The organism is Bacillus sp. H1a, from assembly GCF_000633475.1.
Lineage (GTDB): Bacteria > Bacillota > Bacilli > Bacillales > Bacillaceae_G > Bacillus_A > Bacillus_A paramycoides.
This window is the reverse complement of sequence record NZ_AYMH01000064.1, coordinates 94,483-112,538: the sequence shown is the minus strand read 5'-3', so window position 1 is coordinate 112,538 and position 18,056 is coordinate 94,483. Positions and strand designations below refer to the sequence as shown.

Below are 18,056 nucleotides of genomic sequence, written 5' to 3'. Positions count from 1 at the left end.
ACCCTATTAATTAGGGTGTTTTTTTGTTTGTACATAGTAATTAAAATTCTGAAACCCAGCCATGGCGTAATTCTGCGAATAACTTCTTATGAAAGATGATTCAAAAGCTCCTGTAAGTCGTACTTATGCAAAAGGCTGCTACGTATTTAGCAAGTAGTTTTTTGTATTTCGCCCTTCGTTTTCTGTAACTGATTCCATATAATTGACGATCTACCTTGTAAGTGCTTACATGAATAGAAACATCCTATACAATAAAGTTGTTAAATCGAAAGAGGTGGCGAAAATGAACACAAAAAAAGCATATTTAGCGAATAGCATTGAAATAAAAAAAGGAGGAGGGATGGTATGAAAAAATCATCTGTTAATCCATGGCTTGTTGTCCTCGGCACAGTCATAGTACAAATGGGGCTTGGCACGATATATACATGGAGTTTATTCAATCAGCCTTTAGTGAGTAAATACGGTTGGAGTCTTAACGCTGTTGCTATAACCTTCTCAATTACTAGCCTTTCTTTAGCATTTTCAACTTTGTTTGCGAGTAAGTTGCAAGAAAAATGGGGACTTCGTAAACTTATTATGATAGCTGGATTAGCATTAGGAATTGGATTAATACTTAGTTCACAAGCTTCCTCATTACTAATGCTTTATGTACTAGCAGGAGTTGTTGTAGGTTACGCAGATGGTACAGCATATATTACTTCACTATCCAATTTAATAAAGTGGTTTCCAAAGCGTAAAGGTTTAATTGCCGGTATATCTGTCTCTGCATATGGTACAGGTAGCTTAATATTTAAATACATTAACGCAAAGTTGATTGATTCAGTTGGTGTATCGCAAGCGTTTATATACTGGGGCTTAATTGTTACAGCCATGATAGTGATTGGCGCTAGTTTAATCCATCAAGCCGCTGAACAAGATGTAGTTCATGAAACAAAAACTAAGGAATATACAACGAAAGAAATGCTAGGCACAAAAGAAGTATATTTGTTATTTATTATGCTATTTACATCATGTATGAGTGGCTTATACTTAATCGGCATGGTAAAAGACATCGGTGTTCAACTTGTAGGGCTTAGCGCAGCAACAGCAGCTAATGCTGTCGCTATGGTTGCAATCTTTAATACAGTTGGTCGAATTATTCTAGGACCGTTGTCAGATAAAATCGGCCGTTTAAAAATTGTTACCACAACATTTGTCGTTATGGCTGTGTCTGTCTTTGTTCTCAGCTTTGTGGATTTAAATTATGGTATTTATTTCGTCTGTGTAGCAAGTGTAGCGTTTTGCTTTGGTGGAAATATCACTATTTTCCCAGCTATTGTTGGTGATTTCTTCGGTATGAAAAACCATAGTAAAAACTACGGAATTGTGTATCAAGGATTTGGATTTGGAGCGCTTGCAGGTTCTTTTATCGGCGCAATTCTAGGTGGATTCAAACCAACTTTCATGGTTATCGGCGTATTATGTGTCGTGTCATTTATTATCGCACTTTTAATCAAAGTACCTAAGCAGAAAAAAGAAAAAGAAGAAGAATATCGCAGCGTAGCATAAGTATTTAAATCTTCTATTACACTACTATAACTAAAAAGTAACCTATTAAATTTAAAGATATATAAATACCAAGAGTAAAGATAGTAAGGATTGATTATCCTTACTATCTTTTTTTATCTTTAAATTTAAATTAAAGATACATAGCAATAATAGATAACTTGCAATAGTATCTGAATATTATGTTTATTGATTTTAGTGGATTCTTCTTTTTTATTATAAATTAAGCGTTTATGATGTGGATTTGAAATAAAGTTGTACCGTTTATAAAAAAAGATGTGAGACTTTACCCCTTCAAGCAAGGAACTTTAGGTGGATTTTGATCAAACTTTTTTATAAAAACTAACCTTAAATATGCCAGATAAGAATCCATTTTGACCAATCATTTTTCAAAATGGATTCTTTTTATTTATCGTACAATACCGATTTGTGGGGTGTTTTTAATCAAACTTTGTTTCAAACCTACATTAAAATGTTTGGGTCAATAATATCTGATGTTTGCTTTGTTATGTCGATATTTACTTCTTTCATAGCTTTAATAGCATTAGGATTCACGCCATGTGCTTCGATTCTTGCGGAATATACATTCTCCCATAAAGAGGGCAACGAGTAAAGCGGAGCCTCCAGCAAAACCACAACTACCACCAAAGCCCATAATGGTTCCTCCTTTAAACAGGAGGGGAAAACATTGGGATACACATGTTTTTTGCAGTTTCACATTACTTTATGTTTTTAAATACTATATGGGCAGGTCCTTTTAAAAAAGAAAAGTCACTCGTAAGAGTGCCTATCTTTAGTAGGAACACTTTTTTTGATATATCATACAATAACCCAGAAAATAACTTGCTATTTCTTAGAAAAGGAAGTATGACAATTATGACTATAACAGCCTTAATTACGATTTTGTTACTTTCATTATCCTCTAGTATAGATAATTTTGGAGTAGGGATATCTTATGGTATTCGTAATATTCGTATAGGTTTTTTGGCTAATTTTATAATTGCGATTATCGCTTTTGTTTTTAGTGAAATGGGTATTTTATTTGGACAATATATTTCAAAAGTTTTTCCTGGTACATTATCTGATGTTATTGGTACATTGTTTTTGTTTGTAATTGGTTTACGAATTATTTTAATGACAATTCCAAGAAAAAAGAAAGTTCATCAAGAAGTGCTTGATGAAGAGGAATCTGTTTCGAATGTTATCACTGGATATTTAAAATCTCCTGAAAAAGCCGATCTCGATAAATCAGGAAATATTAATTTTTTTGAGGCTATTGTTCTTGGTATTGCTATATCTATGAATGCTTTAACGAATGGATTAGGTGCAGGGTTATTAAAATTATCTCCATTCGCTATTTCATTATCAGCAGCCATATTCAGTTTTTTAACTGTTTGGTTAGGAGTTAAATTAGGAAAAAAGGTTGCAAATGTAAAAATTGGATCTTGGACATTAGGACAATTTAGCACAGCATTAAGTGGGGTTATATTATTATTAATCGCTGTACACAATTTGCTTTAAGTACAAATTGAGGTGAATACATTGGCGTTTTTTTTTAGCTTTATTTTCAATTGTCATCATTGATTTAGTAATTGCTGGTGATAATGCTAATGCTATTGTAATTGGTTTGATTGCAAGAAATTCACCAAAAAAACAACAGAAAAAAGCAATTTTTTTCGGAACAGTTGGAGCGATTATTATTCGTACACTTGCTACTTTAGTTGCTGTTTGGTTATTAAAAATTCCAGGTCTTTTGTTAATTGGAGGGACACTAGTACTTTGGATTGCTTTTAAACTTGTAGCATTAACAGAAAATCCAAAAGAAAATAATGTTAATCCCAAAAATGTTTATGGACAGCAATTCGAGCCATTATCATTGCAAATATTTTAATAAGTCTTGATAATGTATTAGCAGTAGCAGGTGCTTCACATGGTAACTTTCTATTAGTGCTTTTAGGATTAGTTAATTTTAGGGAGCAGTTTATTTATTAAATTTGTTGATCGTTTCCCTGTTATTATTTACATTGGGGGCGGTGTAATAGCATGGACTTCCGCTAAAATGATAATGCATGAACCTTTTTTAAAAGTGTATTTTTTAAATAATTCTTTTTTATATTGGGGGACTGTAATTTTAATGGTGGGAAGTGTGTTATTAGCTGGAAAGATAAAAAATTTAGTAATAAAAAAGAAAATGCCATTGAAGAGAGATAAATGACAAGCTTTGTTACATAAGTAAGTGTAGCAAAGCTTCTATTTTTACACTGACAAATGAAACAACTTTATTATTTGTAAACAAAAAAGCCTGTATCGATAATTATTTGGTAATTGAAGATATAGACTCTTAATTTCAGTGTTTAGTTGTTATATATGTTTAAATTTAATAGGGTACTTTTTTACGATACATAATAAAATTACGAAAGGGAAGTGGATGCCAAACCACTTTCCTTTTTTTTTTATGAACTATTTTATAAATTGGTTTTCCCTACCCAGGCTTAATAATCCTCGGAATTTTCCTGATACAAAAAGCGAGTGAAATATTTAATTGGATTATATTGAAATATTATAAAGTGATGCATAATGTATGAACCTCTTACTAAATCTTAGATTATACACATGACATTCATCGAGAAATGCAAGATGTAAAATGAGATATTTTCAGAAAAATATTGAGAAAAGAAAACTTAAATTTCGATAAAGTATTATAGATGAAGAGATATACAGTTTTTCTTTTTGAATTTCCAAAAAGATGAGAAGGAATTATGGATTGAATTTTTAATTAAAGTACATTTTAATGCTTATAAATGTAATCTTATATAAAAACGTAAAAACACTTTATCTGAAAAATAAAAAAAGATTGACAAGTTTATTGAGAAACATTATCATTTCAGTGTAAGAACAGTAAATGAAAATCATTATCAATGAATTTGATTTTGATGAAAAGTACACTTGACCAATTAGTTTAGTAAGTGTATTGTTTTTTATAGAATAATTGATAATGAAAATCGTTATCGATTACGTCTCTTAATTAGATCAATTTTTATATGAAAGGATAGAGGAAATGAACTTAGGGGAATTTGATGGGAAAACCGTTTTAGTAACTGGCGCAGCCCAAGGTATAGGTATGGCTGTAGCAAAAATGTTTTTAGAAAGAGGAGCTACAGTTATTGCGGTTGATCAAAATGCAGAAGGGCTTAATAAGTACTTAAATCATTATGCATCAAATGAAACACGTATTAAGACGTTTTATTTAGATGTGAGTGATAGTGCCGCTGTTGAAGAGGGAGTAAACCGTATTGAAAATGATATAGCACCAATAGATATATTAGTAAATGTTGCAGGGGTTTTACGTATGGGAGCGATTCACTCTTTTAGTGACGAAGATTGGAATAAAACATTCTCTGTAAATACTACTGGAGTTTTCTATATGTCCCGAGCAGTAAGTAAACATATGATGTTAAGGAAGTCAGGGGCAATTGTTACAGTTGGTTCAAATGCGGCAAATACTCCGAGAATGGAGATGGCTGCGTATGCTGCATCAAAAGCTGCAACGACGATGTTTATGAAATGTTTAGGATTAGAACTTGCAGCATACAATATTCGCTGTAACTTAGTTTCTCCTGGTTCTACTGAAACTGAAATGCAACGATTACTATGGGCTGATGAGAATGGAGCTAAAAATATAATTGCTGGTTTTCAAAATACATATAGACTCGGAATTCCATTACAAAAAATTGCACAACCTTCAGAAATTGCTGAAGCAGTATTGTTTTTAGCTTCAAATAAAGCAAGTCATATTACAATGCACAATTTATGTGTCGATGGCGGAGCTACATTAGGAGTTTAATAAAAAATTCAGGAGGTTAATATATTATGAATGAACTTACAGCCGTAAAGGAACTGTCAGAAAAACTTTTAGAAGATTACAAGACTGAATCTTCATTCTTTTTCGCTTCACCAAATCGAACGATATTGACAGAAGGAGAGTTTACTACAGTAAAACATAGTGAAATCGAAAGCTTTCCAGAGCTTGTAAAGGCGGTATTAAGTAATGCAAAACAAGCTGGAAATCCAAATCCTATCGTTGTAGGTGCTTTACCATTTGATCGCAGGAAAGAAGTTCAACTTATTGTACCAGAACATAGTAGAATTACTGAGCGTTTACAGTTAGAGAAAACAAATGAGATAAAACGAAATGAGAAACTGGCATTTGAAATGACACCAGTCCCAGATCCTGAAGTTTATATGAATGGTGTGAAACAAGGGATTGAAAAAATACAAGACGGAGATTTAAAGAAAATCGTTCTATCTAGATCGTTGGATATTAAATCTACAGAGAAAATTGATAAACAAAAACTAATTCGTGAATTAGGAGAACATAATAAGCACGGATATACATTTGCTGTTAATTTGCCGAAAGATGAAAACGGGAACAGTAAGACGTTAATTGGAGCAAGTCCTGAATTGCTTGTTTCACGTAATGGTATGCAAGTAAGTTCTAATCCGTTGGCTGGCTCAAGACCTCGAAGTGGAGACCCAGTGGAAGATAAAAGAAGAGCGGAAGAATTACTTTCTTCTCTAAAAGATTTACATGAACATGCGGTAGTAGTTGAAGCGGTTGCCGCTGCACTTCGTCCGTATTGTCATACATTACACGTTCCAGAAAAACCATCTGTCATTCATAGTGAAGCGATGTGGCACTTATCTACAGAAGTGAAAGGTGAACTTAAGGATCCAAATACGTCTTCTTTAGAATTAGCAATTGCCCTTCATCCAACGCCAGCAGTTTGCGGAACTCCAATGGAAAAAGCGAGAGAGGCTATCGAAAAAATTGAGCCATTTGATCGTGAATTCTTTACAGGAATGCTAGGATGGAGCGATCTAAATGGAGACGGCGAATGGATTGTTACAATTCGCTGTGCTGAAGTGCAAGAAAATACACTTCGATTATATGCAGGCGCTGGAGTTGTTGCTGAATCAAAGCCAGAAGATGAGTTAGCAGAAACGTCAGCTAAATTTCAAACAATGCTGAAAGCTTTAGGGTTAAGTGATAGTTCATTGAATGACAAGTAGGGGGAAGAATGAATGTTAGCAGGTTATACGGAATGGCCAAAAGAATTGGCAGGTCGTTATCGAGAAGAAGGATGTTGGCTTGGAGAGACGTTTGGCGCGATGTTAAGAGAACGCGCTGAAAAACATGGAGATCAAATTGCGATTGTAAGTGGTAATTCACATATAACATATAGTGAACTTGATAAAAAGGTAGATCGTTTGGCTGCTGGTTTACTGAATTTAGGAATAAAGCAAGAGGACCGAGTTGTTCTTCAGTTACCTAATATTATAGAGTTTTTTGAAGTATGTTTCGCGCTATTTCGAATTGGAGCACTTCCCGTTTTTGCATTGCCTTCACATCGCAGTAGTGAAATTAGTTATTTTTGCGAGTTTGGTGAGGCGAGCGCTTATGTCATTTCAGATAAGGCACTTGGCTTTGATTACCGAAAACTAGCAAGAGAAGTGAAAGAGAAAATTCCTACTTTACAACATGTAATCGTAGTAGGGGAAGAAGAAGAATTTGTGAACATAAGTAATCTTTATATGGATCCGGTTCCATTATCAGAAGTTCAGCCAAGTGATGTTGCGTTTCTCCAATTATCAGGAGGGACAACAGGACTTTCTAAATTAATTCCTAGAACACATGATGACTATATTTATAGTTTACGTGTTAGCGCTGAAATTTGTAATTTGAATGCAGAAAGCGTCTATATGGTAGTTCTTCCAGTAGCACACAATTACCCGATGAGTTCTCCAGGAACATTTGGAACTTTCTATGCTGGTGGAAAAGTAGTGTTGGCAAATGGAGGTAGCCCAGATGAGGCGTTTGCGCTTATAGAAAAAGAAAAAGTTACGATTACAGCTCTCGTTCCACCATTAGCAATGATTTGGCTTGATGCAGTAGATTCGCGTACTAACGATTTATCGAGTCTACAAGTACTTCAAGTAGGTGGAGCGAAATTTAGCGCTGAAGTTGCAAAGCGTATACGCCCTACATTCGGATGTACGTTACAACAAGTATTTGGTATGGCGGAAGGATTAGTAAATTACACAAGATTAGATGATCCAGAAGAAGTCATTATTCATACACAAGGTAGACCGATGTCTACATTCGATGAAGTCCGAGTTGTTGATGAATATGATAACGATGTAAAACCTGGGAAAGTAGGTAGTTTATTAACACGAGGGCCATATACAATTCGTGGTTATTATAAAGCGGAGGAGCATAATGCACGATCATTTACAAAGGATGGCTTTTATCGCACAGGTGATCTTGTAAAAGTCAATGAACAAGGTTACATCATTGTAGAAGGAAGAGATAAAGATCAAATTAACCGTGGTGGTGAGAAGGTTGCTGCGGAAGAAGTTGAAAATCATCTATTAGCACATGATTCAGTCCATGATGTAGCAATTGTATCTATGCCTGATGATTATTTAGGAGAACGTACTTGCGCTTTTGTCATAGCTCGTGGACAAGCCCCAACAGTAAGTGAATTAAAAATATTTTTAAGAGAACGAGGTATAGCAGCTTATAAGATTCCAGATCGAATTGAATTTATTGAATCATTCCCGCAAACAGGTGTTGGAAAAGTAAGTAAAAAAGAATTACGTAAAGTCATTGCTGAAAAACTTAGAACAGTAAAACAATAATAAAAATCGGAAGGAAGTGATTAGATGGCTATCCCATCTATTTCAGTATACAAAATGCCAGTTGAATCAGAACTACCAAAAAATAAAGTGAATTGGACACCAGATCCGAAACGTGCCGTTCTTTTAATCCATGACATGCAAGAGTATTTTCTTGATGCGTATAGTGATAAAGAATCGCCAAAAGTAGAACTGATTTTAAATATTAAGGTGATAAGAGAAAGATGTAAGGAACTTGGTATACCAGTTGTTTATACAGCACAACCTGGTGGACAAACGTTAGAGCAGCGGGGGTTATTACAAGATTTTTGGGGTGACGGTATCCCTGCTGGACCAGATAAAAAGAAAATTGTTGATGAACTTACTCCTGATGAAAATGATATATTCCTAACAAAATGGAGATATAGTGCATTTAAAAAGACAAATCTATTAGAAATTTTAAATGAACAAGGACGAGATCAACTTATCATTTGCGGTATTTATGCGCATATTGGCTGCCTTTTAACAGCTTGTGAAGCGTTTATGGATGGTATTCAGCCATTCTTTGTAGCAGATGCGGTAGCTGATTTTTCACTTGAGCATCATAAACAAGCATTGCAGTATGCATCTGATAGATGTGCAGTAACGACTGCAACAAACTTACTGTTAAAAGATTTACAAAGTATAAAAGATGATGAGAGTGAAGGAATCACTTTACAGGAAGTGCAGGAACTAGTTGCACAATTACTCCGTGAGCCAGTAGAGAGTATTGAGGTTGATGAAGATTTATTAAATAGAGGACTTGATTCGGTCAGAATTATGAGTTTAGTAGAGAAGTGGCGTCGCGAAGGGAAGGAAATCACTTTTGCAGATTTAGCAGAACGTCCAACTGTTGCCGATTGGTACCGCTTATTATCTTTACAAACAGATTACATAATAAAGGGGTAGTAAAGAATGCCTAACAGTCAAAAGATTCGTCATTCGTTATCATCTGCGCAGTCTGGTATGTGGTTTGCGCAGCAATTAGATCCACTTAATCCGATTTATAATACTGGGGAATATGTAGAAATAAACGGAACGATTAATCAAGAAATTTTCGAATTAGCTGTACGTAAAGTTGTAACGGAAGCAGAAGCACTTCATGTTCGTTTCGAAGAGGATGAAATCGGCCCATGGCAAGTTATTGAGGGATCGTCAAAGTTTCATATGCATTTTATTGACGTTCGTAAAGAAAAAAATCCTGAAGAAGCTGCTAAGGTATGGATGAAAAATGATTTATCTATGCCCGTGGATTTAACAGAAGATAAATTATATACTGAAGCACTTATTCAAATTGAAAATAATCGTTTCTTTTGGTATCAGCGCATCCATCACATTGTGATGGATGGCTATGGCCTTTCACTTCTTAGCCAAAAGGTAGCCAAAGTATATACATCACTTATAGATGATAGACAAGAGAATGAAAAGCCATATGGTTCTCTAACGAAAATTGTAGAAGAAGATAATGAGTATCGAGGGTCTAAACAGTTTCAGGAAGATCGTACTTTTTGGCTAGAAAAGTTTGCAGATGAACCGGAAGTCGTAAGTTTGGCAGAACGAGCACCGAGAACTTCAAATGGATTTTTACGAGAAACGGCTTATTTATCTAGTTCCAGTACGAAAACTTTACTAGAAGATATAAATATTTCGTTAACGAGCTGGCCGGAATTTGTTGTCGCTGTAACAAGTATTTATATGCATAAATTAACAGGTTCCACTGATATTGTTTTAGGTTTACCGATGATGGGGCGTCTAGGTTCTGTATCCATTCACACTCCAAGTATGGTAATGAATTTAGTTCCACTTTGTCTCACTGTAACTCCAAATATAACTCTTGCGGAATTAATACAGCAAGTATCTAAAGAAATTCGAGACGTACGTCGTCATCATAAATATCGTCATGAGGAATTAAGAAGAGACTTAAAGTTACTAGGTGAAAATCAAAGGTTGTTTGGGCCGTTAGTGAATGTTATGCCTTTTGATTACGGGCTTAACTTTGCTGGAAATCGTGGTGTTACACATAACTTATCAGCAGGACCTGTCGATGATTTATCGATAAATGTATATAAACGCTTCGATGAAAATGAGTTAATGATTCATTTTGATGCGAATCCGGAAGTATATAGTGTCACGGAATTAGCATTGCATAAAGAAAGATTTATGAATTTATTAGAATTAGTGATAAATAATTATCAAAAAGACGAGTCGATTGGAAAAATAAACATTACTCTTCCTGAAGGAAGTCATAGGATTTTATTGGAATGGAATGAAACAAAGAAAACTGAAGAGCTAATCACTTTACCTATATTATTTGAAAAACAAGTACAAAAAAATCCAAATAAAATAGCGGTTACTTGTAACGGAATAAAATTTACGTATAAAGAGCTAAATGAAAGAGCGAATGAACTAGCACACTATTTAGTAGAAGAAGGAATACGACCAAATCAGTTTGTAGCTTTAGTATTTCCAAGATCAATAGAAATGGTAGTTAGTATGTTAGCTGTTCTAAAGGCTGGTGCAGCATATTTACCAATAGATCCAGAATACCCAGTCGAGCGAATTCATTATATAGTAAATGATGCAAAACCAGTTTGTATCATAACACATTCAGCTGTTTCATCCGCTTTCGTTATAGAAAATGATATTAAAAAAATAGTATTCGATAGCGAAGAAACAAAACTAGCGTTAAAAACATATTCTCATATGAATATACCATTTAAGAATGATGGATCACTTCTAAACCCAGCTTATACAATTTACACTTCAGGATCAACAGGAAATCCAAAAGGTGTAATTGTTCCTATGAAAGGTTTAAGTAACTTCTTATTAGCTATGCAAGATATGTTTTCATTAAATGAAAACGATCATTTATTAGCAGTTACAACGTTTGCGTTTGATATTTCTGCTTTAGAAATTTATTTACCTCTCATTAGTGGTGCAAGTATAACAATTGCTCAAAAAGAGGTAATCCAAGAACCTGCTGCGTTAACGACACTTTTACAAGAAGAAAGAGCGACAATTATGCAAGCTACACCGACGTTGTGGCAGGCGTTAGTAACTGAATATCCAGAGAGGCTACAAGGACTAAACGTGCTCGTTGGTGGTGAAGCTTTTCCAGCACATTTAGCAAATAAATTAAAAGAATTAGGTTGCTCTATAACTAACTTATATGGACCAACTGAGACGACTATTTGGTCTACTTTCATGAATATTGATGAAAGCGAAAATGGTATACCTCCTATTGGAAAGCCAATTTGGAATACAGAAGTGTATGTATTGGATGCAGGGTTACAACCAGTTCCACCTGAAGTTGTCGGTGAATTATATATTGCAGGGAAAGGGCTTGCGAACGGATATTTAGGAAAACCTGAGTTAACGGCTGAACGGTTTGTTGCAAATCTTTATGGAAAACCGGGAGCACGTATGTACCGCACAGGTGATCTTGTAAAATGGCGTAACGATGGTGTGTTAGAGTACATGAGTCGCGCAGATCATCAAATTAAAATTCGTGGTTTCCGAATTGAATTAGCTGAAATTGAAACGGTATTACAACGACATGAAAATGTTCAACAAGCGGTAGTAATGGTACGAGAAGATCGCCCAAATGATAAACGAATCATTGCGTATATCGTTGCCGAAGAGAAGGAAACGATTAGTCTTTCAGAAATTCGTTCTTATGTTTCAGAAAGTTTAGCGAATTATATGGTGCCATCGGCATTTGTTGTGCTAGAAGAATTACCATTAACACCAAATGGTAAGGTTGATAGAAAGAAATTACCTGCTCCAGATGTTAATGGAATGAACAATGAGAGAGTTGCACGAAACCCGAAAGAAGAAATACTATGTGATTTATTTGCAGAGGTACTTGGTGTTTCGCATATTAGCATTGATGATAACTTCTTTGAAATGGGTGGCCATTCGCTTCTTGCATCTCGTTTAATGGTAAGAATTCGTGAAACGTTAAGTGTGGAATTAGGAATCGGAAAACTATTTGAATCACCAACTGTTGCTGAATTAGCGAGACAATTGGATCGTGCAAAAAATGCAAGACCAGCTATTAAGAAAGGAAGTAGACCAAGTGAAGTTCCGCTTTCATTTGCACAGCGCAGGTTATGGTTCTTAAATTGTTTAGAAGGTCCAAGTCCTACTTATAATATTCCGTTAGTCATTCGTATGTCTGGAAAATTGAACGAAGAAGCTTTACAAGGTGCCTTTTATGATGTAGTGAAGAAACATGAAACACTTAGGACAATTTTCCCTAACGTATTAGGTAGTTCATATCAGAAAGTTTTAGAGATGGAAAACTTAAATCTAGAAATGATTATAACAAAAACATGTAAAGATGAATTAGAAAGTGTGCTTTCAGAGGCGGTAAGATATAGCTTTAACCTCGATGTTGAGCCAGCAGTTCGTTTACAACTTTTTAAAGTGAGCGAAAACGAACACGTATTACTAATTCTTTTGCATCATATTGTTGGAGATGGATGGTCATTACAACCGTTAACGAGAGATTTTACAGCAGCTTATAAAGCAAGGTGTAAAGGTGATAGTGTCCAACTAGAAACACTTCCAGTTCAATACGCAGATTATTCACTTTGGCAACAGCAACTACTAGGTGATGAAACTACACCAGAGAGTCTTATTTCAACACAATTAGATTTTTGGAAAGAAGAGCTAAAAGGTTTGCCAGATCAAATGGAGTTACCTACAGATTTTCAGCGTCCAATTGAAACGAGTTATCGCGGGGAAACAATTCATTTTCATATAAATGAAGATATGCATAGTAGGTTAGTAGGGCTCGCTCGTAAAAATGGAGTTAGTTTGTTTATGGTGTTGCAAACAGGACTAAGTGCGCTGTTTACACGATTAGGTGCTGGTACTGATATACCAATTGGAAGTCCAATTGCCGGAAGAAATGATGATGCGCTATCAAATATAGTTGGTTTATTTGTAAATACATTAGTGTTACGTACGAATACATCAGGAGATCCAAGCTTTAAAGAATTATTGAATAGAGTGAAGCAGGTAAACCTTGCAGCTTATGAAAATCAAGATGTTCCATTCGAACGACTCGTTGAAGTGTTAAATCCAGTACGTACTCGAAATAGTCATCCACTGTTTCAAGTTATGTTAGCTTTCCAAAATACGCCAGAAGCAATGTTTGATGTACCAGATTTAGAAGCGACCCTTGAAATTCAAAGCGTTGGCTCTGCAAAATTTGATTTAACATTTGAAATTAGTGAGAGTACCGGAGTTGATGGTATTCCAAACGGCTTACAAGGTTTGTTGGAGTTTAGTACTGATTTATACAAACGTGAAACGGTTCAAAAATTAGTAGAACGATTCATTCTGCTACTAGATGACGCAGCGAATCACCCGGATCAATCAATTGGCAGATTAGAAATTTTAACTTTAGCAGAGCGAAATACAGTTTTAGAAAAGTGGAATGGTGGTTTTCAAATTGTACCTGAAATGACATTGCCACAATTATTTGAAAAGCAAACTCATGTAAGTCCAAATTCTATTGCTGTCGTCTTTGAAAATGAAAAGTTAACTTATAAAGAGTTAAATAGAAAAGCGAATAAAATAGCTCGTTTGTTAATAGCAAAAGGAGTCGGTCCTGATCAACTCGTTGCTTTAGCGATGCCGAGATCTTTAAATATGGTTGTGAGCTTACTAGCTGTTCTTAAAGCTGGTGCGGGATACCTTCCGTTAGATCCGGATTATCCGTCAGATCGTATTTCATTTATGCTACACGATGCGAAACCATCATGTGTTTTAACAAATTCAGATGTGGAAATTGAATGTGATGAGGAACTAAAGATTTTAGTTGATGATGTGAAAGTAATAGGAGAAATAGAGAAATATAGTGAAGACAATATTGATGAAATGGAGCGCATTAAGCCTTTATCTCCTTCACATATTGCTTATGTTATTTATACGTCAGGCTCAACAGGTAGACCGAAAGGTGTTATGATACCACATCAAAATGTAGTAAGACTTTTAGGAGCAACTGATCATTGGTTCCAATTTGATTCGGAAGATGTGTGGACAATGTTCCATTCATATGCTTTTGATTTCTCAGTTTGGGAAATTTGGGGACCTTTATTATACGGGGGACGCCTTGTTGTAGTACCGCACACTGTTAGTCGTTCGCCGAAAGAATTTTTACAGCTCCTTGTTAAGGAAAAGGTCACTGTTTTAAACCAAACACCATCTGCTTTTTATCAATTGATGCAAGCGGATCGCGAACATGAAGAAATCGGTCAAAAACTATCTTTACGATATGTTGTTTTTGGAGGAGAAGCGCTTGAACTGAGTCGATTAGAAGATTGGTATAGTCGTCATCCTCATAACTCACCGAAGCTTATTAATATGTACGGTATTACAGAGACGACGGTACATGTTAGCTATATTGAGTTAGATGAAACTATTGTCTCTTTACGAGCAAATAGTTTAATTGGATGCAGTATACCGGATCTTAAAGTATACGTACTAGATAACTATTTACAACCAGTGCCACCAGGGGTAGTTGGAGAAATGTATGTTGCAGGTGCAGGGCTCGCTCGTGGATATTTAGGAAGAGCAGGATTAACTGCTGAACGTTTTATCGCAGATCCATTTGATAAGCCAGGTACAAGAATGTATCGTACAGGAGACTTAGCGCGCTGGCGTCAAGATGGTACGTTAGATTATATAGGACGTGCAGATCATCAAATTAAAATTCGTGGATTCCGAATTGAATTAGGGGAAATAGAAGCGGTTATAATGAAACATCCTCAAGTTGAACAAGTAGCTGTTATTGTACGGGAAGATCAGCCAGGGGATAAACGATTAGTTTCTTATATCGTCGCATCAAATAATGAAACGCTTGATTCGAATGAAATGCGTCAGCATGCTGGAGGTAGTTTGCCAGATTATATGGTTCCATACGCTTTTGTAGTAGTAAATGAGTTACCTTTAACTCCAAACGGTAAATTAGATAGAAAGGCATTGCCAGCTCCAGAATTTATTGCATCATCTTCTAGCCGCGGGCCAAGAACACCGCAAGAAGAAGTGTTATGTGACTTGTTTACAGAAGTTTTAAGTGTGCCTCAAATTGGAATTGATGACGGATTCTTTGATCTTGGTGGTCATTCACTTCTTGCAGTGCAGCTTATGAGTCGCATTAAAAAGGCACTTGGAGTTGAACTGAATATTGGAACTTTATTTGCAGCACCTACTGTTGCAGGGCTTGCTGAAAGACTTGAAATGGGGAATGGTCAAAGTGCACTTGATGTGTTGCTTCCATTACGAGCAAGCGGAGATCAATTACCACTATTTTGTGTACATCCAGCAGGTGGATTAAGTTGGTGTTATGCAGGACTTATGAAATCTTTAGGAACAGATTATCCAATCTATGGTGTACAAGCACGTGGTATCGCTAAAAATGAAGAACTTCCAAAAAGCTTAGAGGAGATGGCGGCGGATTATTTGAAACACGTTCGTGAAGTACAGCCTCAGGGACCATATCGTTTACTCGGTTGGTCGCTTGGAGGAAATGTTGTTCATGCCATAGCGGCGCAACTACAAAATGAAGGGGAAGAAGTAGAATTACTCGTTATGCTTGATTCTTATCCTGGTCACTTCTTACCGAATACGGAAGCACCTACTGAAGAAGAAGCGTTAATCGCATTACTTGCTTTAGGTGGATATGAACCAGATAACATGGATGGTAAACCACTTACCATCGAAAGTGCGGTTGAAATACTTCGTAATGATGGAAGTGCGTTAGCGAGTCTTGAAGAAGAGACTATTTTGAACTTGAAAGAAACATATGTGAATTCGGTAGGGTTGTTAGGGAAATACGTACCGAAAGTTTACAACGGGGATATTTTATTCTTTAGATCTACTGTTATACCAGACTGGTTTGATCCTATTTCTCCAAATACGTGGCTAAATTATTTAGACGGGGAAATCGTGCAGCATGACATTAATTGTAGACATAAAGATTTATGTCAGCCAGGCCCGCTTACAGAAATTGGGCAAGTGCTAGCGAAATATTTGCAGAAAAAGAAAGGGGTAAGTAGAGTATGACGAATCCGTTTGAAAATGATAATTACAAATATAAAGTATTAAAAAATGAGGAGGGCCAGTATTCACTCTGGCCTGTCTTTCTTGATGTACCTATTGGTTGGAATGTCGTACATGAAGAAGCTAGTAGGCAGGTTTGCTTAGAATATGTTGAATTTAATTGGAAAGATTTGAGTCCAAAAAGTAATCAAGTTAGTGAAAAAACATTAGTAGGAAAACGATAATGAAAGCAAATATAAATCCAAAAGTAGTTGTAAGTATCGTTTATATAACAGCGATGTTTATGGCTGCAATGGATGCAACAATTGTGAATGTAGCACTGCAAACGATAAGTAAAGAACTACAAGTACCTCCATCTGCAATGGGAACGGTAAATGTTGGTTATTTAGTTAGCTTAGCTATTTTCCTTCCGATTTCCGGTTGGTTAGGAGATCGCTTTGGTACGAAAAGAGTATTTCTAACTGCTCTTTTTGTATTTACAATTGCATCTGCATTATGTGGAATTGCAAATGATATTACTTCATTAAATATTTTTCGTATCATTCAAGGTGCTGGTGGAGGACTTTTAACACCAGTCGGGATGGCGATGTTATTTCGAACATTTTCACCAGAGGAAAGACCAAAAATTTCTCGATTTATTGTACTTCCAATTGCTGTGGCACCAGCGATAGGACCAATTATTGGCGGTTTCTTTGTAGATCAGATGTCTTGGCGCTGGGCATTTTATATTAATCTACCGTTTGGTATCGTTGCATTACTATTTGGTCTTCTATTTTTAACAGAGCATGTTGAAAAATCAGCTGGTCGCTTTGATTCTATCGGTTTTGTTCTTTCGGCACCAGGATTTGCGATGCTCATCTATGCACTTAGTCAAGGGCCATCAAAAGGTTGGATTTCTCCAGAAATTATGAGTACCGGGATAGCTGGGACTATATTCATTACATTGTTTATAATTGTAGAACTTAGAGTAAAGCAACCGATATTAGATTTACGCTTATTAAAAGAACCGGTCTTTAGAAAAATGAGTCTTATTTCATTGTTTTCATCAGCTGGGTTACTAGGAATGTTGTTTATTTTTCCACTTATGTATCAAAATGTGATAGGAGTTTCCGCGCTAGAATCAGGCCTTACGACATTCCCGGAAGCGATTGGATTAATGATTTCTTCACAGATTGTGCCATGGTCTTATAAGAAATTAGGAACCCGAAAGGTAATCTCTATTGGATTAATATGTACCGCGGTTATATTTGTTTTATTAAGTTTTGTAAATCACGATACGAATCCATGGCAAATACGGGCATTATTGTTTGGCATAGGCATTTTCTTAGGTCAGTCTGTCGGTGCAGTTCAATTTTCTGTTTTTAACAATATCGCACCATCTTCTATGGGGAGAGCAACTACTATATTCAATGTGCAAAACCGATTAGGATCTGCTATAGGAGTTGCTGTTTTAGCTAGTATACTATCTGGTTTTGGAAGTAATAATGTACAGAATAATGCTCAATCAGATTTCTTGCCATATCAAGCGGCATTAATTGGATCAGCAATATTTTTACTCATAGCATTACTATTTTCTTTACGTATTTCCGATAAAGAGGTAATGTCAAAGAAGAATAAAAAGCCGTTATCTGTATTACAGAAAGAGAAAGAAGTTGTAAATAAATGAGTTGCAGCACGCTAATACTCTTTTAAAATAAAGCGATATTGGTATTTAAAAGGAGAGA

9 protein-coding genes and 3 pseudogenes are annotated in these 18,056 nt (G+C 35.6%); 10 read left to right on the top strand and 2 right to left on the bottom strand.

Translation table 11 applies throughout. The annotated features are described in order from the left end of the window. The first annotated feature begins 345 nt into the window (after positions 1–345). Positions 346–1,548, top strand: a complete 1,203-nt coding sequence (locus U860_RS0125450) for an OFA family MFS transporter (RefSeq protein WP_025150737.1) — start codon at positions 346–348, stop codon at positions 1,546–1,548. Between the two features lie 465 nt (positions 1,549–2,013). On the opposite strand, the pseudogene U860_RS0125445 reads toward U860_RS0125450, so the two are convergent. Together U860_RS0125445 and U860_RS36635 are read right to left on the bottom strand one after the other, a co-directional pair. Further along, a pseudogene (locus tag U860_RS0125445) lies at positions 2,014–2,151 on the bottom strand (hypothetical protein); the annotation flags it as partial. After that, positions 2,138–2,200, bottom strand: a pseudogene (locus U860_RS36635) (sporulation protein YjcZ); the annotation flags it as partial. The pseudogenes U860_RS0125445 and U860_RS36635, both read right to left, overlap by 14 nt. Positions 2,201–2,421: 221 nt before the next feature. Between U860_RS36635 and ytaF the strand changes: the two are divergent. From ytaF to U860_RS0125400, 9 genes and pseudogenes are all read left to right on the top strand, one after another. Next, entirely contained in the window at positions 2,422–3,066 is a 645-nt protein-coding gene (ytaF, locus tag U860_RS0125440; protein ID WP_025150735.1) for a sporulation membrane protein YtaF, read from the top strand. 16 nt (positions 3,067–3,082) lie between these two features. Further along, positions 3,083–3,760: pseudogene (locus U860_RS31980) on the top strand (YjbE family putative metal transport protein). An 843-nt stretch (positions 3,761–4,603) separates the two neighbouring features. Continuing rightward, positions 4,604–5,389: a 2,3-dihydro-2,3-dihydroxybenzoate dehydrogenase gene (locus U860_RS0125430; RefSeq protein WP_025150733.1), complete on the top strand. Its 786-nt coding sequence runs from the start codon at positions 4,604–4,606 to the stop codon at positions 5,387–5,389. Positions 5,390–5,415: 26 nt separating this feature from the next. Continuing rightward, positions 5,416–6,615 (top strand): isochorismate synthase DhbC, encoded by a 1,200-nt coding sequence (gene dhbC, locus U860_RS0125425; protein ID WP_025150732.1) that lies wholly within the window; start codon positions 5,416–5,418, stop codon positions 6,613–6,615. Positions 6,616–6,627: 12 nt separating this feature from the next. Further along, positions 6,628–8,244 (top strand): (2,3-dihydroxybenzoyl)adenylate synthase, encoded by a 1,617-nt coding sequence (locus U860_RS0125420; RefSeq protein ID WP_025150731.1) that lies wholly within the window; start codon positions 6,628–6,630, stop codon positions 8,242–8,244. 24 nt (positions 8,245–8,268) lie between these two features. Then, positions 8,269–9,168 carry an isochorismatase family protein gene (locus U860_RS0125415; RefSeq protein ID WP_025150730.1) on the top strand — a complete coding sequence of 300 codons (900 nt, stop codon included), beginning with the start codon at positions 8,269–8,271 and terminating at the stop codon, positions 9,166–9,168. A 6-nt stretch (positions 9,169–9,174) separates the two neighbouring features. Continuing rightward, complete coding sequence (locus U860_RS0125410; protein WP_025150729.1) at positions 9,175–16,335, top strand: non-ribosomal peptide synthetase; 7,161 nt, start codon at positions 9,175–9,177, stop codon at positions 16,333–16,335. Then, entirely contained in the window at positions 16,332–16,556 is a 225-nt protein-coding gene (locus U860_RS0125405; RefSeq protein WP_002171891.1) for an MbtH family protein, read from the top strand. Before U860_RS0125410 ends, U860_RS0125405 begins: the two co-directional genes overlap by 4 nt. Continuing rightward, positions 16,556–17,998: an MDR family MFS transporter gene (locus U860_RS0125400; RefSeq protein WP_025150728.1), complete on the top strand. Its 1,443-nt coding sequence runs from the start codon at positions 16,556–16,558 to the stop codon at positions 17,996–17,998. Before U860_RS0125405 ends, U860_RS0125400 begins: the two co-directional genes overlap by 1 nt. Positions 17,999–18,056 lie beyond the last annotated feature (58 nt).